Source organism: Nocardia anaemiae NBRC 100462 (assembly GCF_001612725.1).
Lineage (GTDB): Bacteria > Actinomycetota > Actinomycetes > Mycobacteriales > Mycobacteriaceae > Nocardia > Nocardia anaemiae.
This window is the reverse complement of record NZ_BDAZ01000012.1, coordinates 195,938-219,492: the sequence shown is the minus strand read 5'-3', so window position 1 is coordinate 219,492 and position 23,555 is coordinate 195,938. Positions and strand designations below refer to the sequence as shown.

Annotated in this window: 4 protein-coding genes (1 of these 4 cut by a window edge); 2 read left to right on the top strand and 2 right to left on the bottom strand. The window is 66.4% G+C overall.

Annotated features, from left to right (window positions below; all coding sequences use genetic code 11):
* The first annotated feature begins 129 nt into the window (after positions 1 to 129).
* A complete protein-coding gene (locus tag NA5_RS09115) occupies positions 130 to 927 on the top strand; it encodes a carboxymuconolactone decarboxylase family protein (RefSeq protein ID WP_062983916.1) in 798 nt (265 codons plus the stop codon).
* A gap of 514 nt (positions 928 to 1,441) precedes the next feature.
* On the top strand, positions 1,442 to 2,782 hold the full coding sequence (locus NA5_RS09105; RefSeq protein WP_062983912.1) for a helix-turn-helix domain-containing protein: 1,341 nt from the start codon (positions 1,442 to 1,444) through the stop codon (positions 2,780 to 2,782).
* A 59-nt stretch (positions 2,783 to 2,841) separates the two neighbouring features.
* Here NA5_RS09105 and NA5_RS09100 read toward each other — a convergent pair whose 3' ends face one another.
* Together NA5_RS09100 and NA5_RS09095 are read right to left on the bottom strand one after the other, a co-directional pair.
* Entirely contained in the window at positions 2,842 to 3,060 is a 219-nt protein-coding gene (locus NA5_RS09100; protein WP_062983910.1) for an MbtH family protein, read from the bottom strand.
* A gap of 25 nt (positions 3,061 to 3,085) precedes the next feature.
* Positions 3,086 to 23,555, bottom strand: partial view of a non-ribosomal peptide synthetase gene (locus tag NA5_RS09095; protein WP_062983908.1) — the 3' portion only. The gene runs 4,670 nt beyond the window's last position; the window shows 20,470 of its 25,140 coding nt (coding positions 4,671-25,140); the start codon falls outside the window, past its right edge; its stop codon occupies positions 3,086 to 3,088.

Genomic DNA, 23,555 nt, shown 5'->3' with positions numbered 1-23,555 from the left:
TCACGCACGCGGTGACCAGGGCCTGGGCGGATGCGGTGGGTGGTAACTGCGCCCTTGTCACGGCCGAGGGCTAGCCGGGGTGAGTCAGGACTTGCGTTGGAGCGTGCTCCAACTTCTAGAGTTCGGGGCATGACGAAGACAGAGACCTCGGATCGGTTCGAGCGCGGGTTGGCGCTGCTGCAGAAGATCGGTGGGCAGGAGCGGCCCGCGGTATTGGACAGTCTGGCCGATATCGCGCCGGACCTGGGGCGGATGACCGTCGAGTTCGGGTACGGCGACATTCTGTCGCGGCCGGGGTTGACGTTGCGGGAGCGGCAGTTGGCGACGGTGTCGGCGCTGGCCGCGATGGGAAATGCCGCGCCGCAGTTGCGGTTCCACATCGACGGGGCGCTGAATGTGGGGTGCACGCGGGAGGAAATCGTGGAGACGCTGATCCACGTCAGCGTGTACGCGGGGTTTCCCGCCGCCTTGAACGGGCTGGGTGCTGCGCGCGAAGTGTTCGACGCCCGTACCGATCTCCCCGCACCGGCAGAACCCGCACCGGCACCGACCGGTGACCGGTTCGAGCGTGGGAGCGCCAAGCTCAGCGAGATCGACGGGCACGCAGGCGAACAGGTCATCGCCTCGCTGGCCGATATCGCACCGGATCTGGGGCGCTACATCATCGAATACTCCTTCGGCGACGTGTATTCGCGTCCCGGACTCGACCTGAAGACCCGTGAGATGGTCACCGTCGCCATGTGCACCGCGCTCGGTACCGCGGCGGCACAGCTCGGCGTGCACATCCACGGCCTGCTCAATGTCGGTGGTACCGAGACCGAGGTTGTCGAAATCATCACGCAGATGGCGGGTTACGCCGGATTCCCGGCCGCACTGAACGGAATCACCGTGGCACGCAACGTCTTCGCCGAGCGCTCACAGCACTGAAGCGTCGAACCCGGTGCGGCGCTGGCTAACCGAGCGCCGCACCGAGACCCCTCATCATGTCGGTGGCTACTTTTCGGCGGCGCGCCGGTAACAGTGTGCGGAGGCGGCCAGATACTGTCGGCAGCGGGCGCCGTGTCCGGCGTGAACGGACAGAATGAAGCGCGCTCGGTCATCGCTCAGACCCACCGGCTCTTGATTGCAGTCGCGGCTCTGCACGAGCCACAATTCTCGGATATCCGAATGCAAAACGTCCATTGTTCACCTCCAGCGAAGAGATAAGTGCACCCAGCACCGGCGCCCCCACCGGAACCCGCCTTCAACGCTGCGGATCGAACAGCGTCGGGACCGTGCGTCGGGATCCGGCAGAGTCGGCACCCCCGAAAGGGTTGGGGCACAAACCCGGTGCCGGGTACCGCTTCAGAGTGCCTGTTGCGATTCGGTGGATAACAGAGCCGAAGGCGATAAATGCGAGTAATTTTCGATTGATTCAGCCTGGTGCAAGGGAGCGGGACCTATGGTTGAGGTCGACTGGACCGGCGAAGACGTACTCGCTCTTCGCGTGGCGATGAAACGAAGTCGCTATGAGTTCGCACGCCTGGTGGGCGTCACCCCGCGCACCGTGATCTTGTGGGAGAACGGCCGGACAACCCGGATGCATGCCGCAAGCAGGCGATTGCTCGATCGAGTGCTCTCGGAGGCCGATTCGGTCGTCGTCGCGCGATTCGAGCGCGCGATCGCGGGACCGACGACGGCCCGCGGTACCGAAGACACGAGCGCGGCGCTCGATCGGATACAGCTCGGTAGGGACATCGGGCTCGACAAGGAAGTCGAGGATGACGACGTGAGAAGGCGATTGTTATTGGCCTGCATCGGCGCGGGCCTGGCCGGTCAGGCGGCCGAGATGGTCGCGAGCGAGCCGGAGAAGATGCTCGCTACCCTGGACGCGGGTTCGATGAGCGAACGACGGCTCGGCCTGCTCGAGCAATCCGTCGATGCCCTCGGCACCCGCGTCGTGCAGGTCCCGCCGCACGAGTTGCTGCAGACCACGCTCGACCAATTCCGGGCAGTCCGCGGCAGTCTCGCGGAGCGTCAGGCGACGCACCATCAAATCCGACTGGTCCGTACGGCCGGGCGCTTGGCGAATGTGGTCGGTGAAATTCTGTTCAATGAGGGACATTTCGGTCAGGCGCGATTGTGGTACACGACCGCAATTCATGCCGCCCAGGACATCGGAGATCGTTATTCCGAGGACATCGCACTGGCCGGAATGTCATATTTGCCAACCTATAGCGATAATCCGAAGGAAGTTTTGAACCTGCTCAGCCCCCGCCTCGAAGAAAATCCGGGCCACGGTCCGGCGGCGGCCTGGCTGTGGGGAATGGCGGCCCGCGCGCACGCCAGCCTCGGCAATTTCGACGGCTTCGCCCGCTGCATCTCGCGATCGGAGCGGGCACTGGAAAATGTTCCCGCGGAACAACTCTCGATCGGCATATTTTCCTTCCGTCCGGAGAAGCTCGCCTTCTATCAGGCGATCGGCTACTCCCGCTTGGGCCGCGCCGAGCAGACCGCCCTGGCATCCGAGCGAGCTATCGGGCTCTACGACCCGAGCGAGACGATGGAACCGGCGCTGGTCCGGTTCGAACACGCCACCGCACTGCTCGCCTCGGGCGAGGTGGACGAGGCCTGCGCGGTGGCGACCCGCGCGATCACGAACGGGCACACCTATGTCGGCCTCACCGTCACCAAGCGCGCCAAACAATTCGACACGGCGCTGTCGGGTTTCCGTGGTCGTGCGGTGGACGATTGGCGCGAGCAGGCTCGGATGGTCGTCGATACGCCACGCACCCGCGCATGAGGGAGTAGGACGCACCGGTCGGCAGGGAGGGATGTGCGGTACCGGCGCGCCCTACCTATTCAGTTGGCCTCGGTCCGCATCGCGGTAATGAGCGAATTGGGGCGCATATCCAGCCAGTTGGTTTCGACGTACTTCAGGCAGGAGCGGCGCGCGGCCGCACCGTAGGCGATGGTCCAGCCGCCGGGTACAGCGGCGAAGGTCGGCCAGAGGGAGTGCTGTCCCTCGGCATTGATCAGGACGTAGAACTGGGCGTCATCGTCGTCGAATGGGTTGGTCATTGATCGGCCTTCCTGGTGGGAGAGTTCAGGCCCGGTCGGCGTGCGCCAAGACATTGGTCAGGACGTGGCCGATGCGGGCGAGGGCGGATTCGGAGGTCATGCGCCAGTGCGTGGCTTGGACGGCGTGGTTGTGCACGGTGCCGTCGACGGCGTCGGACCAGCTGGCCGCGCCGGTGGCTCCGGTGGGGTCGTCGAGTGCGGCGGTGAAGTAGACGAGATTGCCCTTGTAGGGCCGCGGGCGGTAGCGGGTGATCAGCTCCAGCGCGTGCGCGCCCGCGTCCAGCAGACGGCCGAGTCGGTCGAATCCGAAGGAGGCGAATGGTTCCGGGAGTTCGGCGATGCGGCACGCGAGCTGGGTACGGTCGAGTTCGATATCGATGTCGTCGGCCTGTTCGCCGAGTAGGCCGCCGAGCAGGTCGGTTACCGGTACCGTCGCCGTCTCGTCCACGCTGAGGTGCAACGGGCTGTCCATCATGGCCAGCAGCGCGACATGTTGGCCCTGGTCCTGCAATTGGTTCGCCACGGCGTGTGCCAGCACACCGCCGAGCGACCAGCCGAGCAGGTGGTAGGGGCCCTCGGGCTGTACCGAGCGGATTTCACGGACGTAGTGTCCGGCCCAGTTCTCGATGGAATCCGGCAGCGCCGCTGTCGAATTCAGCACCGGCGACTGGATGCCGTAGACAGCGCGCTCGGGATCGATGTGCGCGGCCAGACCGGCGAACGACCACGCGACGCCGCCGACCGGGTGGATGCAGAACAGCGGTTCGCGAGAGCCGCCGGGGCGCAGGGGCAGTAGGACATCGAAGGCGGCGTGCGCGTCGACGCGGCCCCGGCCGGACCGATGCAGTTCCAGGTGGTTGATCAGGCCCGCGGGTGTCGGCGCGGCGAACAGCCACACCACCGGGATCTGTTCGGCGAGTGCGTTGCTCAGCTGGGTTGCCAGTCGAGTCGCCAGCAGCGAATTGCCGCCGCGTTCGAAGAAGTTGTCGTCCGTGCCGATTCGTTCCACGTCGAGCGTCTGGGCGAAGACGGTGCAGACCAGCAGCTCCAGCTCTGTTTCCGGAGCTCGGAATTCGCGGGAGCCCAACTCGGGTTCGGGCAGGGCGCTCCGGTCGACCTTGCCGTTGGCGTTGAGTGGCAGGGCCGTCAGTTGCATCAGCACGGTCGGAACCATGTAGCTTGGCAGCGTTTCGGTCAGCGCGGATCGCAGCGCATTCGGATCGATCGGTCCGGTTGCGGTGAAATACCCGACCAGCAGGTCACCGCGATGGGCGATGACGACCGCCTCGGCGACCGCCGGACGTGAGCGCAGGGCGTGCTCGATTTCGGCGAGTTCGATGCGGTAGCCGCGTACCTTCACCTGGAAGTCGCGGCGCTCGACGTATTCGAGGTTGCCGTCCATCCCCCAGCGGACCATATCGCCGGTGCGGTACATCCGGGTGCCCGATGCGCCGAATGGGTTGGCCACGAATCGTTCCGCGCTCGGGTGCGGCCTGCCGTGATAACCGCGGGCCAGCTGCGCGCCGCCCAGGTACAGCTCACCGGTCACCCCCGTCGGCACCGGGTGCAGCCGGTCGTCGAGCACATAGACCTGGTTTCCCGATTCCGGTGTGCCTATGGGGACGACCGTTTGACGGATACCGGTGCCGGTGCGGAATCGGGTCACCGAGACGGCTGCCTCGGTGGGTCCGTACAGGTTATCGATGCGCGCGGCGGTAAGTGCGCGGATCCGGTCGACGGTCGCGGTCGGCAGTGCCTCGCCGATGACGAGCAGTCGCCGCAGCGATCTCGGCAGTCGCTGATCGCCGCTGACCTCGGCCAGCATGGCCAGTAGCGATGGCACCAGCGTCACCGTGGTGACCGAGGCGCGTCGGATCAGATCCAGCACACGTGCCGGGTCACGTTGTGCGCCTTGTGGTGCCAGCACGACCCGCGCACCGGTGCGCAGAGCCCACCAGAACTCCCAGACCGAGAGATCGAAGGCCGCCGAGGTCATCAGTAGCGTGGCATCGTCGATGTGCAGCGCGTATTCCGTTTGCAGCCAATTCAATTGGTGTGCGACCGCCGCGTGCGGGACCGCAACGCCCTTCGGCGTTCCGGTCGAACCCGAGGTGAAGATGACATAGGCGGTGTGTGCGGGAGTCAGCGCGGCTAGCCGCTCCTCGGCACGAATCGGACTCCCGTCGAGAACTCCGGCCGCGACCGAGATATCCAGGACTACATCGTGGTCCGCCACCGATCCGGGCAGCATCGGCCGCTCGGTCGAGGTCAGCACCAGGGCCGGATTGGCGGCGGCGAGGACGCTCGTGGTCCGGTCGAGCGGGTGGGTCGGATCGAGCGGAACGTACGCACCGCCCGCGGTCACCACCGCGTACATGGCGACGAGCAGGTCGACACTTCGCGGAATGGCCAGGGCCACGAGCGATTCCGGGCCGATGCCACGCCCGATGAGCGCGCGGGCCAGTCGGTGCACCCGGGCGGCGAATTGGCTGTAGGTGACCGTTACCGCGTCATCGACGATCGCCACCGCATTCGGTGCCCGGACCACCTGTTCTTCGAACGCGGCAATGAGGGTGGCCGGAGCGAAGTCGTATTCGCTCCGATTCCAGGACACCAGCATCCGGTCACGTTCGACCGTGTGCAATAGCGGCAGATCACCTACCGGCAACTGCGGTTCGGCGCAGATGGCGGCCAGCAGCCGTTGCAGTCGTCCGGCGAAACCCGCGACCGTGGCTTCATCGAACAGTGTGGTGGCATAGGTGATCGATGCGGCCATACCCGCCGCGTTCCCCACCGCGTCGTACCGATCGGTGACGACCAGATGCAGATCGAATTGCGATATCTCCGAGTCGAAATCGACTGCGGTGGCAGACAAGCCGTCCAGTGCGAATTCCGCTTCGGCCTGGTTGTGGAAGGAGAAGCCGACCTGGAACAACGGATGCCGGGCGGTCGAGCGCTCTGGATTCAGCACCTCGACCAGCCGCTCGAACGGTACGTCGGCATTGGCGAATGCGGCGACATCCGCGGTGCGTACCCGATCCAGCAGTTCGGTGAAGCCGGTGGCCGCATCCACCTGCGTACGCAGCACCAAGGTATTGACGAACATGCCGACCACATCATCGAGTTCGGCCGCACCACGGCCCGCAACGGGGGTACCGACGGCGATATCGGCGGTGCCGGACAGGCGGCCCAGCAGCACGGCGAAAGCGGCGTGCAGGACCATGAACAAGGTCGCTCCGCTGTTTCGGCCCACATCGATCAGCCTGGCCTGCACGTCGGCGTCGATGCTGAAATCGACATGTCGGCCGCGGGTGGAGACGATGGCGGGTCGGGGACGGTCGGTGGGCAGGGCGAGCTGTGCGGGCAGTCCGGTAAGGGTTTCGGTCCAGAAGCGGAGTTGCTGGGAGATCAGCGAGTCCGGGTCGTCCTCGCTGCCGAGCAGATCCCGTTGCCAGCGACTGTAATCCGCGTACTGCACCGGCAGCGGCGTCCATTCCGGCGGCATGCCGTATTTGCGTGCGGCGTAGGCGGTCATCACGTCACGTGCCAGCGGGACCAATGACGAGCCGTCCGCGGCGATGTGGTGCACGACCACCACCAGCACATGCTCATCCAGAGCTGTCGCACCCGCGATAGGGCGGAAAAGCCTGGCGCGCAATGGCACCGAGTCGGTGACATCGAATCCGCCGCCGACGAAGTCCGCGACCGCGGAAGTCAGGTCATCGACCGGCACCGGAATCGGGGCCAGCACCGGCGCTCCCGCATCGGCCATCGGCAGCACGACCTGCACGGGGCCGCTTTCGTGCTGCGGGTAAACGGTGCGCAGCACTTCGTGGCGCGCTACCACGTCGGTGATCGCGGCATTGAGTGCGGCGATATCGAGATCGCCGGTGAGCCGCACTGCCAGTGGGATGTTGTAGGCGGTGGACTGGCGGTCGAGTCGGTTGAGAAACCACATGCGCTGCTGTGCCAGCGAGAGCGGGACCGGGTCGCTGTCGGTGCGTCGGGTCAGGGCCGGACGTGCCCGCGTCGCCGTCGTGTCGAGGGCGGCCGCCAGGGCCGACACTGTCGAGTTCTCGAAGACTTGTCGAACACCGACCGAAGCGCCCAACCGCGTGCCCAGCCGTGCGGCCAATTGTGTTGCGGTCAAAGAGTTTCCACCGGACGCGAAGAAGTCGTCGTCGAGGCCCACCGCTGTCAGACCGAGCACCTCGGCGAAGACGTCGGCCACGATGCGCTCGGCGGCCGCCTCTGGAGCGCGGAAGGTCGCGGTACGGAACTCCGGTGCGGGCAGTGCCTTGCGGTCCAGCTTGCCGACCGGCGTCAGCCGGATTTCATCGAGGACCATGATCGCGGCGGGCACCATATAGGCCGCCAGTGAGCGTGCGGCGAAGGCCGTGAGCTCAGCGGTGTCGATTGCTTCGTTCACGACCACATACGCGACCAATGAGACGCTCCCCGTTGCGTCCGTATGGCCGATGGTTACCGCGAATTCGACACACTCGTGCGCCGAGAGCACCGCATCGATCTCGCCGAGTTCGATGCGCAGACCGCGTACCTTCACCTGGTGGTCGGCGCGTCCGACGTACTGGATCGCGCCGGATGCGGTCCAGCGCACCAGATCACCGGTCCGGTAGAGCCGCCCGCCCGCCGGACCGTAGGGATCGGCGACAAAGCGATCCGCCGTAAGTGCGGGCCGCGCGTGATATCCGCGCGCCAGACCTGGCCCGCGCAAGTACAGCTCGCCGGTCACTCCATCGGGGACGGGCTGCAATCGGGCGTCGAGCACCACCGCGGACATACCGTGAATGGTGCTGCCCAGATCGAACTCGCCGGGCCGCAGCGGTGCGCTGATATTGGTGATGATCGTGGTCTCGGTCGGGCCGTAGGTGTTGTGGAACACACGTCCGGTTCCCCAGCGCCGCACCACATCCGGGCCGTACGACTCGCCGCCGACCGTCAGGTGGGTGAGTTCGGGGAGTTCGTTCGGATCCAGTGTCCGTAGCACGGCCGGGGTGATGAAGGCGTGGGTGATCCGTTGATCCCGGATGAGCGCGGTCAATTCCGCGCCACCGTAGACACCTGCGGGCGCGATCACGAGTGCGGCGCCTGCGGGCAGGGCTAGCAAGAGCTCGAGCATGGATGCGTCGAAACTGGGCGATGCCACGTGCAGGACCCGGGATGTCGCCGTGACCTGGTAGCGATCCCGCTGCGCATACGCCACACCTGCGAGGCCGCCGTGGGTGGCCACTACGCCCTTCGGGATACCGGTGGAACCCGAGGTGTAGATCATCCACGCGGGATTGGCCACGCGCACCGGACGAGTCAGCTCGTCGAGACCGAGGGGTGCCGCGCTCGAATGCCGCATACGGGCCACCGTGGCCGGTGCGTCGAGCACGAGCCATTCGGCGGTGCCGGGCAGCCCCGGTCGGCATCCGGTCAGCGTAATGCCCACGGTGGCACCGGAATCCGACAGCATGTGGGCAATGCGATCTGCCGGGTAGGTCGGATCGGCGGGTACGAAGGCCGCGCCGGTCTTCGCCACCGCCCACACCGCGAGTACCGATTCGACCGAACGCGGGATGGCCACGGCGACGAAGTCTTCGGCACCGACGCCGTGCCCGATAAGCATTCTGGCCAGGCGCGACGAGTGCTCGTCGAGTGCGCGATAGGTCAACGCACGGTCGTCCGAAATCAGCGCGGGCGCACCGGGATTCATCGCGACCGCGGCGGCCATCAGCTCGGCGAGGGTACGCGGCGGCGCCGGTTCATCGCCGCGCCTGCCGAGCAGTTCGGTACGTTCGGCCGGAGTGAGAATATCGATGGTGCCGATCGGCGCGGACGGATTCGCGGTGAGCGCGCCGAGGACACGACCGAACCGTCGCAGCAGTGCGGCCGCGCTCGACTTGTCGAAAAGATCTGTCGCATAGTCGAGTTCGATTGCCAGATGGCCTTCGGTATCGAGTTCCGCCGCGACGGTGAACTGGAGATCGAAACGCGCGACCGGTTCGTCGAATTCGACAGCCGTCAACTCCAGACCCGGCAGCGTGAACTCCGCCGCACCGGTATTCAGGTAGCTCAGCGCCACGGTGAACAGCGGATGCTTGGACTGGGAGCGCTCGATGCCGACTTCATCGACGACGTGCTCGAACGGGACCGTCGCATGGGCGAATGCGGCCAGATCGTTTGTCCTGGTCTGGTCGAGCAGATCGATGAACGAGCGGGCCGGATCAGGATGTGTGCGCAGCACCAGGGTGTTCACGAACATGCCGACCAGGTCGTCCAATGCCGCCGCGCCGCGGCCCGCGACGGGGGTGCCGATGGCGATATCGGCCGAACCCGAAAGCCGGGACAGCAATACGGCGAGCGCGGCGTGCACCACCATGAACGGTGTCGCGTTGTGACGCGCGGCGAGTCCGTGGATACCGGCACCGACACCACCGCCGAGGCGGGCACGCACCGTGCCGCCGCGCTTGGATGCGATGGCCGGGCGTGGCCGATCGGTGGGCAATGCCAGTTCTTCGGGCAGATCCCGCAGCGCTTCGGTCCAGTACCTGAGCTGTTCGGCCGCGACCGAATCCAGTTCGGCCGTCTGCCACAGCGCGTAATCGGCGTACTGCGCGGCGAGTTCCGGCCAGACCGGGGTGCCGCCGACCACTCGGGACAGGTAGGCCGACATCAGGTCTCGCAGCAGTGGCGCCATCGAATAGCCATCCGCCGCGATGTGGTGCAGCACGGCGACGAGCACATGGCTGGTCGCGTGCTCTCGCAGCAGGATCGCGCGCACCGGGACCTCGGCGGTGACATCGAAGCCAGCACTGAGGAATTCGGCTATCCGCTCGTCCACGGAGCTGGAAGTCTCGACCACGAGGGATACCGGGGCCGGTTCGGCGGGCAGGATCACCTGATATCCGATGCCGTGCGCATCGGCCGGATACACGGTGCGCAGCGCCTCGTGACGGGCGATCAGATCCGTGAACGCGGCACCCATCGCCGCCTGGTCCAACTCCCCGCCGATGCGCACCGCGACCGGAATATTGTGCGCGGCCGAGTCGGGGTCGAGCCGGTTGAGAAACCACATGCCGCGCTGCACCGGTGCCAGCGGAATGCGCTCGGGGCGTGCCCCGGCGATCAGGGGCACGACCCGGCCATCTGCTCGATCGGCTAGTCGTGCCGCGAAGGCACGTACGGTGGGCGCCTCGAACAGCAGCCGCACGGGCACCCGACCGATGCGCTCGCCGAGCCGAGCCAGCACCCGGGTGGCGATCAGCGAGTTGCCGCCCATGTCGAAGAAGTTGTCGTCGGCACCGATCGGCGACCATGCCAGCACCGCCTCGAACGCCTCGGCCACCAACCTTTCGGCCGGAGTGACCGGCGCACGGTAGGCGGCGCGGTCGAATACCGGCTCCGGCAGTGCCTTTCGGTCCAGTTTGCCGGAGGTGTTGAGCGGGAAAGCGGCCAGTACGACGATCGCCGATGGAACCATGTACGACGGCAACGCATCCGCCGCAGTCGCCAGAACTGCTTCAGTATCGATTTGCATATCGCCCACCACATAGCCGACGAGATGGTCGCCGGTGTTCGTGGCGACCACGCTGGCGGCAGCCTGCGAAACGCCGGGCACGGCAGCGAGTACGGCCTCGATCTCACCGAGTTCGATGCGCTGGCCGCGGAACTTCACTTGGAAGTCGGTGCGGCCCAGGTACACCAGTTCCGGGGTCGCGCCGCTGGTGTCCCAGCGAACCAGATCGCCCGTGCGGTACATGCGCTCACCCGCGGGTCCGAATGGGTTCGCCACAAAGCGATCCGCCGTAAGGTCGGGCCTGCCGTGATAGCCGCGGGCGAGTTGGGTGCCCGCCAGATACAACTCCCCCGCGACCCCCGGTAGCGTCGGTCGCAACCGGGAATCCAGCACGTACACGCGGCTGTTCCACTCCGGATTGCCGATCGGCATGACGCTGCGGTCGATCTGACCGGTGACATCGCGGTGGGTGATGCTGACCGCCGCCTCGGTCGGGCCGTACAGGTTGTGCAGGCGCGCCGAACTCACCGCGCCGAAGGCCCGGACGGTCTCGGCGGGCAGCGCTTCGCCGATGACGAATACCGTGCGCAAGGTGTCGAGATCGGCGGGTGTTCGCATCTGTCCGGCGAACTCGCTCAACATCGACGGCACGAAATCGGTGACGGTCACGCCGTATTCGGCGATCGTCGCGGCGAGGTAGGCGGGATCGCGATGCCCGTCCGGGGTCGCCAGCACCAGCGTCGCACCGATGCGCAACGGCAGGAAGTAACCCCACAGCGAGACATCGAAGGTGGTCGCCGTCTTCTGCAGGTACACGTCCTCGGCGGTCAGCCGGTACTCGGACTGCATCCAGGTCATCTGGTTGACGATCGCGGCGTGCGAGACGCTGACGCCCTTGGGTTTTCCGGTAGATCCCGAGGTGAAGATCACGTATGCCGGGTTCAGCGGGTGTATCGGCGCGGACCGCTCGTGCGCCGCGATCGGGTCGTCGGCATAGCCGTCGAGCGCGACAGTATCGACACACACCGTCGCACCGGCATATCCGAAGTCTCGACGATCGTTCTCGGTGGTGAGCAGTGCGATGGGTGCGGCGGTGTCGATGATGTGGGCGATGCGCTGCGCCGGATGGTCCGGGTCGATCGGCACATAGCCACCGCCCGTCTCGAGCACCGCGTACATCGCGACCACCAGATCGATGGAACGCCGAATCGCCAATGCCACCAACGACTCCGGGCCGACGCCGATCGCGATCAGATGTCGGGCCAGCCGGTTGGTTCGGCGGTCCAGTTCGCCGTAGGTCATGGTGGTTTCGCCGAAGACCAAGGCGATATCGTCCGGCGTCGCGGCGGCCTGCTGCTCGAATTCGTCGAGCAGCATTTCCGCGACGAACGCGGTGTGCGCGGAGTCGTTCCACGCGGTCACCACCCGTTCCAGCTCACCGGTCTCGAACAGATCGATGTCGCCGACCACCTGTTCCGGATCGCCGATCACCGCACCGAGCAACCAGATGAATCGTGCGGCGAAGGTCGCGATGGTCGACTCGTCGAAGAGGTCGGTGGCGTAGGTGAAGTGCAGCGCGTCGTCGGCGACGGTCAGTTGTAGATCGAATTGTGTTGTCTCGTAGTCGATCTCGTATTCGGCGACGGTGATGCCCGGCAACTCGACCGATACGGGCGCGAGATTCTGGAAGAAGAGCGCGATCTGGAACAGCGGATGCCGCGCCTGCGAGCGCGGCGGATCCAGCACCTCCACCAGCCGCTCGAACGGCACATCGGCGTTGGCGAAGGCATCCAGGTCACCATCGCGGACGCGACGCAGTACGGCGGCGAAGGAATCCGAATCAGCCACTTCGGTGCGCAGCACCAGGGTGTTGACGAACATGCCGACGAGATCATCGAGCGCGGCGGCACCGCGGCCCGCGATCGGCGCGCCGATGGCGATGTCGGACATGCCGGACAGTCGCGCGAGCAGGGTGGCCAGCGCGGCATGGACGACCATGAATGGGCTTGCGTCGTATCGGGCGGCGATGGCGGCCATGCCGTCGCGGACCGCGGGTTCAAGTGCGATGGCGGTGCTCGCGGCGGCGTGGCTGGCAATGGCGGGACGTGGCCGATCCGAGGGCAGATCGAGCTGAGCGGGCAATCCAGCGAGTGCGCGATTCCAGTAGCGCAGCTGCTGTGCCGCCAACGATTCCGGATCGTCCTCGGCTCCGAGGACCTCGCGTTGCCAGAGTGCGTAATCGGCGTACTGCACTCGAAGTTCCGCCCACGTCGGTGCGGTGCCGGTGGCGCGGGCCGCGTATGCGGTGGCGATATCCCGGGCGAGCGGGGCCATCGAGAAGCCGTCCGCCGCGATGTGATGTACCACGATGGCGAGTAGGTGTTCGCGATCCGACAGCGTGGCCAGGCCGACGCGCAGCGGTATTTCGGTCGTGACGTCGAAGGGCGTGGCTACCAGGTCCACCAGTGCCGACGAATCCAGCTCGACGATGTGGGGCACGTGCGTCGCATCGAGAATTCGTTGGTAGCCGGTGCCGTCGATTTCTGGGTATACGGTGCGCAAGGTTTCATGCCTGGCGATCACGTCGGCCAATGCCGCGGCGAGCGCATAGGTGTCGATATCTCCGGTGAGCCGGATCGCGACCGGAATATTGTGCACGGTTTCGCCGGGATCGAAGCGGTTGAGGAACCACATTCGTTGCTGTGCGGGCGAGAGCGGAATCAGCTCGGGGCGGTGCCGCGCGGTCAGCTCCGGACGAGCGCTGGTGCCGATGAGCCGAGCGGCGCGGGGGGCCATTGCGGCGACGGTCGGCGCCTCGAACACCATCCGCACCGGGACCTCGGCATCCAGCGCCGTACCCAGCCGAGCGGCCAGCTGGGTGGCGATCAGTGAATTGCCGCCGAGTGCGAAGAAGTCGTCGTCGACGCCGATTCGCTCGATGCCGAGCAGCTCGCCCATGATCGCTGCGACGGCTTGTTCGGTGCCTGTCTCGGGGGCACGGTAGGTCGCGGTCTCGAAGACCGGTGCGGGCAGTGCGGTGCGATCGAGCTTGCCAGAGGAATTGAGCGGAAAGGCAGCCAGCACGACGAAGGCCGACGGCACCATATACGCGGGCAGTGCGGCAGCCAGTTCCGCGCGCACATCATCGATGTCGACCGCTGGGTCGGCCACCAGGTAAGCGACCAACTGATCGCCGACTCGCTCGTCGGTGCGAACCACGACGACGGCCTGATCGACGGCATGCACCGTGGTGAGCGCGGATTCGATCTCGCCGAGTTCGATGCGCAAACCGCGCAGCTTCACCTGGAAGTCGGTGCGGCCCAGGTACTCCAGCTCACCGTTCGCATTCCAGCGGACGAGGTCGCCGGTGCGATACATCCGCTCCCCCACGCCGCCAAAGGGATTCGCGACGAAACGTTCAGCGGTCAACTCGGGCCTACCGACATAGCCGAGCGCCAACTGCTCACCCACGAGGTACAACTCACCCGGCACACCCACCGGCACCATGCGCATCCGCGCGTCCAACACCAGCAACCGGGTATTGAACACCGGCTTGCCGATCGGCACCGAGTCCGCATCGGCATCGGTCACCTCGTGGCAGGTGACATCGACCGCCGCCTCGGTCGGCCCGTACAGATTGTGCACGCGGGCACCGGTCAGCTCGCGGGCCCGCTGGGCGGCGGGCGCGGACAGTGCCTCACCTGAGGCGAATAGCGCCCGCAGCGTGTCGCATTCGCGCGCAAGTGGTTCCGAAAGGAATACCGCCAGCATCGAGGGCACGAAATGCGCGACGGTGATTCCTTCATCGATGATCAACCGCGCCAGATAGGCCGGATCCCGATGACCGTCCGGCCGTGCGAGCACCAGTCGCGCGCCGTTCTGCAACGGCCAGAAGAATTCCCAGACCGAGACATCGAAGGTCGCCGGGGTCTTCTGCAATACCGCGTCCTCGGCGTGCAGCCGATACTCCGACTGCATCCACACCAACCGGTTGACAATCGCGGCATGCGATACCGCTACCCCCTTGGGACGGCCGGTCGAACCGGAGGTGAAGATGACATACGCGGTGTGCCCCGGCAACAGTACGCCGAGCCGGTCCCTCGCGGTCAGCGGCGCGGGTGAGTATCGCGTCAGATCGAGTCGATCGATCCGAACCTGCCGTGCCGCAACAACTTCCAGATCACTACCCGAGGTCAGCACCCATACCGGACGCGCTGTCTCGAGCACATGGGCGATCCGGTCGGCCGGATGGTCGGGGTCGAGCGGTAGGTACGCCCCACCGGCGACAGTGACCGCGTACATGCCGACCACCAGGTCGAGCGAGCGCCGCATGCCGAGCGCGACCACCGAATCCGGGCCGACACCATGCCCGACCAGCCATCGCGCCAGCCGATGGACCCGGCTGGCGAACTCGGCGTATGTCAGCGTCGCGTAGCGACTCGATGAGGGGTGGTGGTCGGACGGATGGGCCGGACTGCACCCCTCGAATGTCACTGCGGTTGCGTCAGGCGTCCGCAGCACCTGTTCCTCGAACAGCGACACCAGGGTGTGCGAGCCGTCCAATGCGAATACGGTGTCGTTCCAGTGCTCGAGCAGCGACAGCTCATCCTGATCCAGTAGCTCGATATCGCCGACACGTATGGCGGGATCGGCCACTACGGCCTCGAGTAGGCGAACGAACCGGGCCGCGAAAGATTCGACCGTCGCACGGTCGAAAAGATCCGTCGCATAGCGCATGACCGCGCGCAGCGCGGTACCGTCGCCCTCCGCGAGTTCCAGCGCGAGGTCGAACTGCGTGACCTGGTTGTCGATCGGATACGCGGCGACCTCGAGTCCGGGCAGGCGAAGCACCGTATCGTCGCGGTGCTCGAAGGTGAGCAGCGTCTGCACGATCGGCGAATGCGCCTGTGCGCGAATCGGATTCAGCTCATCGACCAGCCGCTCGAACGGCAGATCGGCATGCCCGAAGGCCCGCACGTCGGCGGCACGGACCTGCCCGAGCAGTTCGGCGAAGGTCGCCTCGGCCGCCACCTCGGTGCGCAATACCAGGGTGTTGACGAACATGCCGACCAGATCGTCCAGCGCCGCCTCGGCCCGCCCAGCGACGGGGGTGCCGATCGCGATGTCGTCCACCCGGGCCAAGCGGGCCAGCAGTGCCGCGTAGGCGGCGTGCACCACCATGAACGTCGACACCCCGTGTTTGCGTGCCAGACCCGCGATCGCGGCGGTCAGCTCCGCGGTGACGGCGAACTCGACCGCGGCGCCACGACCGGATGCCACGGCGGGGCGCGGCCGATCGGCGGGCAATTCCAGCACCGGGGCGAGTCCGTCGAGTTCGGTGCGCCAATGCGCGATCTGGCGAGCCAGTACGGAGTCCGGGTCATCGGCCGAGCCGAGCACCTGGTGCTGCCACAGTGTGAAGTCCGCGTACTGGACCGGCAGTGGCCGCCACTGCGGTGCCGCGCCTTCGGTGCGAGCGCTGTATGCCACCATCAGATCCCGCGCCAGCGGGGCCGTCGAGACACCGTCGGCGGCGATATGGTGCACCACCACAACCAACACATGATCATCGGACGCGACGCGGAACAGCCTGGCGCGCACCGGTATCCGAGTGCGCAGATCGAACCCGATACTCGCGACGCCGACAACCGCTGCGAGGATGTCGGATTCGGTGATATCGACCCGCCGCAGTTCCAATTCGAGCGGTTCGGTCACCACCTGCGTGGGACCGATGCTGTCGGCTGGGAACACGGTGCGCAGCGATTCGTGCCGAGTGACGACATCGCCCAGCGCGGCGCGCAAGGCGGCTTCGTCCAAGGCACCGGTCAGGCGAATGGTGATCGGAATGTTGTAGACGGCCGAATCCGGATCGAGGCGGTTCAGCAGCCACATCCGAGTTTGGGCCAGCGACAATGGAATACGGTCCGGACGATCCCGTGCTACCAGCGCGGGTCGCACTACATCGGTACGGGTCACCCGCAGTGCCAATTCGGCCACCGTCGGTGCTTCGAAGACCTCCCGCACGGTCAGCGCGCTACCCAAGGCAGCGTTGGCCCGTGCCACTAGCCGCATGGCCAAGAGCGAATTGCCACCGCGCGCGAAGAAATCGTCATCCGCGCCGATCGGTCCGCACCCGATCAGATCAGCCGTCAATGCGGCCAGCACCGATTCGGTGCCTTCCTGCGGCGTGCGGAATTCCATTGCGGCACCCGCGACTTCGACCTGCGGCAGCGCCGCACGATCGAGCTTGCCGACCGTGGTGAGCGGCATCTCGTCGAGTACCACGAGATGTGCGGGCACCATGTACCCGGGCAGATGTTCACGAACCTGCGCGAGTACCGCGTCCGGAGAAACTTCCGCGCCACTGATGTAGCCGACCAGGCAGTCGGAGCCGGAGGTGTCGCGCGTCAGGATCACCGCGGCATTCGTCACGCCCGCCACCCCGGCCAGCGCCGACTCGATCTCCCCGAGTTCGATGCGCTGACCACGCAGCTTTATCTGGAAATCATTGCGGCCCAGATAGATCAGATCGCCACCGCGGTTCCAACGCACCAGATCGCCGGTGCGATACATCAACCGCCCCGGCACACCGAACGGATCGGCCACGAAGCGCTCGGCGGTCAGTCCGGCGCGTCCGTGATAACCGCGTGCCAGTTGGTCACCCGCGAGATACAGCTCGCCCGTGACGCCGATCGGGACCGGCCGCAGCCGTGCGTCCAGGACATAGGCGCGGGTGTTCCAGCACGGACCTCCGATCGCGACATCGCGGCCGGATTCGCCGTCGGCATCGGTGAATTCGTGATAGATAGCCGAAATCGCTGCCTCGGTCGGGCCGTAAGCGTTGTGCACCGCCCCGCCGACATGTTCGCGAATCGTCGCGAGCAGGTCCGGGGTGAGCGCCTCACCGCCGCAGTGCAGATGGCGAAAGGAGCACAGCGCATCACCCATACCCTCGCCGATGAGCGCCGCGAGTACCGACGGCACGTATTCGGCGATAGTGATGCGGTGTTCGCGCAGCAGTCCGGCGAGGTACGCCAGGTCCAGGTGGCCGCTGGGTCGGGCGATGACCAGCGGTGCACCGACCGCGATCGGTAGGAAACACTCCCACACCGAGACATCGAAGGTGAGCGGAGCACGCTGCAGGATGCGGTCGGCCGCGGTGACGCCGTAGCGGAATTCGAGCCAGCGCAGCTGATTCATGATGGCGCGGTGGGTCACCGCGACGCCCTTCGGTCGCCCGGTCGAACCGGACGTGAACAGCACGTACGCCGTATTGTCGCGGCGCAGTGGCGGCCTAGCGATCGGTGCGGCGTCGAGATCGCTGATATCAGTGAGATCGACAACGCGGATGTCATCGGGCAGTACCGCACCACCGACGGCCAACACCAGAGCCGGTGCGGCGCCATCGATCACCCGCGCGATCCGGTCGGCCGGGTGGGTCGGGTCCAGTGGCAGGTAGGCACCGCCCGCGCGCACGATCGCGAATATGGCTACGAGCATGTCGATCGATCGCAGCGCGGCCAGTCCGACAATCGTCTCCGGGCCGACGCCAGCCGTAATTAGGTAGCGCGCAAGGCGGTTCACCTTTGCTTCGAACTCCGCGTAGGTCACGGAGGTGTCCTCGAAGATCACCGCGACGGCATCGGGTGTCGCGGCAACGCGGGCGGTCAGCAGATCGTCGAGGGTTTCGGCGGGCAGCGGCCGGGCGGTGGCATTGCGGTCCGAAAGCAGCAGTCCGCGTTCGGCTACCGACATCAACTCGACATCGCCGACGAGGGTGCGCGCGTCACGCACCATGGCGCGTAGTACCCGCTCGAAACCCGCGAGGAAGCCATCGACCGTAACTTCGTCGAAAAGGTCGAGCGCGTAATGCAAATGCACATCGATGCCGTCGGCCGCACCATCGGCGGCATAGCGGTCGGTCAGCGTCCAGTCCAGATCCAGCTGGATCGGCGCTGGCCCGATATCGAGGGCGGCAATATTCAAACGGTGCAGCTGAAAGTCCGGCTTGGACTGGTTCTGCAAGGTCATCGCCACCTGGTAGAGCGGCGCATGTGCCTGCGAGCGAACGGGATTCACGGCATCGACGAGCTGTTCGAAGGGCACGGCGGCGTGCTCGAACGCGGCCAGATCCGCGGTCCGGACCGTGGCCAAGAGCTCACCGAGCGTGGCGTCGGCGCGCACCTCGGTACGCAACACCAAGGTATTGACGAACATGCCGACGAGCTCGTCCAGGGCTTCGTCACCGCGACCGGCGACCGGCGTACCGATGACGATATCGTCGCTCGCGCTCAGGCGGCTCAGCAGTACCGCCAGCGCGGCGTGCAGCACCATGAACGGGGTGACGCGATGCGTGGCCGCCAACTCCTGGATACCTCGATGCAAGACCCGATCCAGATGTCCGGTAATGGCACCGCCTCGGTTCGCGGAGACCGCGGGTCGCGGTCGGTCGGTGGGCAGCGGCAACACCTCGGGAACGCCAGTGAGCCGACCGGTCCAGTACCGCAGCTGATGGGCCAGCAGCGAACCCTTGTCGTCGGCCCGGCCAAGTGCATTGCGCTGCCAGATCGCGAAGTCCGCGTACTGCACGGTCAGCGGACTCCACGAAGGTGCGACATCCGCACACCTTGCGACGTAGGCGGTAGCCAGATCCCTGGTCAGCGGCGCGAAAGACCAGCCGTCGGCGGCGATGTGATGCACGACGAACAGCAACACGTACGTCTGCTGACGCGACCTGGAGTCGTCGAGTCGGAGCAGCCGCACGCGCAACGGAACCTCTGTCGTCACATCGAAACCGGTCTGGGCCGCCGCGGCGATGAGTTCGGGCAACTCCGCTGTCGACACCGCGCGGGCGACGAGTTCCACCAACCGGGTCCCGGCGGGCAGTACCACCTGTGTCGCGGCCCCGTCGTGTTCGGGATAGATGGTGCGCAGCGTCTCGTGCTTGGCGATGACATCGGCGATCGCGCGTTCCAGCGCGGACACATTCAGCACACCGGTGAGGCGCAGCGCGAACGGGATGTTGTATCCGCCGCTCGCGGCGTCGAATCGGTTCAGGAACCACATGCGCTGCTGCGCGATCGATAGTGGGATCGGCTCGCTGCGATCCTGAACCGTCAATGGCGGCAAGGCCGGTGGCGCCGCCTCCTGTTCGACGGTGATCCGCCGCGCCAGCTCGCGCACTGTCGAGGCGTCGAAGATGGTGCGCACGGGTACGTCCGCGCCGGTCGCCTTGGTCAGCCGGGCCGCGAGTTGCGTGGCGATGAGGGAGTTGCCGCCGAGGGCGAAGAAATCGTCATCCGCGCCGACGTGGTCGACACCGAGCAGTGCGGTGAACGTCTCGGCGACAAGGGTTTCCGCGAGATCGCTCGGCGCACGGTATTCGGCAGCCGCGAAAACCGGTGTGGGCAATGCTGTGCGGTCCAGCTTGCCGGAGGCCGTGATCGGGAATTCGTCCAACACGGCATATGCCGACGGGACCATATAGCTGGGCAGCCGACGCGCGAGTTCGGCTCGAACGCTGTCGGTATCGAGTCCGCCATCTGCCACCAGGTAGGCGACCAGCTGATCGTCTCGAACCAGGACGACGGCCTGTGCGATACCGACAACCGACAGCAATGCCGACTCGATCTCACCGAGTTCGATCCGCAGGCCGCGGACCTTGACCTGGAAGTCGGTGCGGCCGAGGAATTCCAGCACACCCGGCTCTCGCCAGACGACCAGATCGCCGGTGCGATACATGCGGGTACCGGCCGGACCGAACGGATCGGCCACGAACCGCTCACCGGTCAGATCGGCCCGACCGAGATAGCCGCGAGCCAACTGAGCTCCGGCAAGATACAGCTCCCCGGGCACCCCCACCGGCACCTGACGCAACCCTGCATCCAGCACATGCACACGGGTGTTCCAGATCGGCGCGCCCATCGGCAGCGGACCGCTATCGACATCCGTCACCTCGTACGCGCTGACCTCGACCGCCGCTTCGGTGGGCCCGTACATGTTGTGCACACGCGCTCCGGTGATGGCACGTGCGCGCTGCGCGGTTGTCGCGGGTAGTGCCTCGCCCGAGCAGAACACGTGCCGCAGTGTGGGCACGTCGAGATCGTCGGAAACGAAGACAGCGAGCATGGAGGGTACGAAGTGCGCGACCGTAATGCCCTCGCGCCGAATCAGATCCGCCAGATACACCGGATCCTGATGACCGTCCGGACGAGCCAGCACCAGCCGGGCACCGACCTGCAACGGCCAGAAGAACTCCGGGACCGAGACGTCGAAGGTGACCGGTGTCTTCTGCAGCAGCGCATCGGTGCCATCGAGCGCGACATGCGCCGACTGCATCCACAACAGCCGGTTCACGATGCCCTGGTGGCTCATCGCCACGCCCTTGGGCCGACCGGTGGAACCCGAGGTGAAGATGACGTAGGCGGTATTCGCGGACCGCAGTGGTGCGCACCGATCGGCATCGGTAATCGGCGCGAACGAATACCTGGAAAGGTCGAGTCGATCGATACGGACCTGCACGGCTGCGATATCCAAATCCAGGCCCGAGGTCAGCACGCAGCGCGGAGCGGCGGTATCGAGGATGTGGCCGGTGCGTTCGGCCGGATGATCCGGATCCAGCGGTACATAGCCACCGCCCGCCACGGTGATCGCATATATGCCCACCACCAGATCGACAGAGCGCCGCATGCCCAGTGCGACAAGAGAATCCGGACCGACGCCCCGCTCGATGAGCCAGCGTGCCAGCCGATTCACCCGTCCAGCGAACTCGGCATAGGACAGCGTTGTGCCCTCGAAGGTAAGTGCGGGTGCGCTCGGCGTGCGTGCCACCTGCATGGCGAATAACGAGGGGAGCGTCTGGGTTTCGTCGATGACGTGCGTCGTGTCGTTCCAGCGTTCCAACACCGACCGCTCGTCGGCGGCCAACAACTCGATGTCGCCGATCCGGGTCTGCGGCGCAGCGGCCACGGTGGCGAGCAGACGCCGAAAGCGGGTGACGAATGCGGCGATGGTCGCGGCATCGAACAGATCGGTGGCGTAACGCAGGCTGCCGGTGAGACCGTGCTCACCGGCGCGTTCGTTCACCACCAGATGCAGATCGAATTTCGCTGTGGGGTCGGGCGATTCGAGCGGTTCCACGGTCAGCCACGGCACTTCGAGCGCCCGACTGCCCGCGACAATGCGCGGTGCCGTACCGAAGCTGAACAGCACCTGGAACAGCGGGTGCGCGCCGGTGCTCCGGTCCACCGACATGGCATCGACCAGCCGCTCGAACGGCAGATCGGCATTGGCGAAGGCCGCGAGATCGCGATCACGCACGCCTGCGAGGAGTTCGGCGAAGGTGGCCGTCGCGTCGACCGGAGTTCGCAGCACCACCGTGTTGACGAACATGCCGATGAGCGCGTCGAGTTGGCGCTCGCCGCGACCACCGACGGGCGAGCCGATCACCACGTCATCGGTGCCGCTCAGTCTGGCGAGCGTCGCCGCGAAGGCCGCGTGCGCCACCATGAACAGCGTCGCGCCACTGTGATGGGCGAGTACCCGCAGCGCGGCGGCCAACTCGGGCTCGACCCCGAATTCCACTGCGGCACCGCGATCGGAAGCCAGCGCCGGGCGCGGCCGGTCGGTCGGCAGCGCGAGTTGGGTCGGCATGCCGTCGAGGGCGGCGCGCCAGAATCGCAATTGCTGGTAGGCCGGATCGCCGGGCCGGTCCTCGGAGCCGAGCAGTTCGCGATGCCAGAGGCTGTAGTCGGCGTACTGCACCGGCAGCTCGTGCCAATCCGGCTTCCGGCTGGTCAACCTGGCCAGGTAGGCGTGCACCAGGTCGGTGATCAGCGGTGTCATCGATAGTGCGTCGGCGGCGATATGGTGGACGACGAAGACCAGCACGTACTCGTCACCGGAAATGCCGCGCCGGTCGTCGACCCGGTCGACGCTCAATAATGCGACGCGCGAGGGCAGTTCGGTCGTCACATCGAATCCGGCGGCCGTGATCGCGGTAATGGCAGCGGTCAGATCGGCACGTTCGACGGGTACCGGCTCGAGGGTGAGGCCGATATCGGCCGGGGCGAGAATCGACTGGTACGGACCGGATTCGCCGTCCGGGTAGATGGTGCGCAGGGATTCGTGCCTGGACAGCACATCGAGCACCGCACGCTCGAGCGCTCTGACATCGAGTCTGCCGGTGAGCCGGAGCACAACCGGGAGGTTGTAAACGCTGGCGGCACCGTCCTGGGTTTCGATCCGGTTGATAAACCACAGCCGCTGCTGGGCGGGCGCGAGCGGAATGCGCGCCGGACGCTCGCGGCGCACCAGCGGACGCGCGGACGCACCGGCCATGCTGAGTTCGTCGACGGCGACGGCGAATCCCTCGACGGTCGAGGCGTCGAAAAGGGCGCGCACTGGGATGCGCGTGCCGATGGCCTCCCCCACCCGCGCGGTGACCTGGGTGGCGTCCAGCGAACTGCCGCCGAGCGCGAAGAAGTCGTCGTCGAGGCCGACTCGTCGCACCCGCAGTACCTCGGCGAATACCGAGGCGACCAGACGCTGGGCCGCATTGGTCGGTGCACGGAAGCTCTGCTGCCGCAGCACCGGCACCGGCAGCGCCTTGCGGTCCAGCTTGCCGCTGGTATTGAGCGGGAATTCGGACAGCTCGATCAGCGCGGTCGGCACCATATATCCGGGCAGACGCTGGGCTAGCCCGGCCTTGACCGCATCCAGATCCAGAGCACTGCCCGGCGCGCGAATCACATACCCAGCGAGATAGTCGCCGTCGATCAGCCGTACCGCGGCCTGACTCACCTCCGGCACAGCGAGCAATGCGGACTCGATCTCGGCCAGCTCGACGCGCTGACCGCGGAACTTCACCTGGAAGTCCATCCGGCCGAGGTAGACGAGCTCCCCTTCCGCGCTCCAGCGCACCAGATCCCCGGTGCGATACATCCGCGCACCCGCTCTGCCGAAAGGGTTGGCC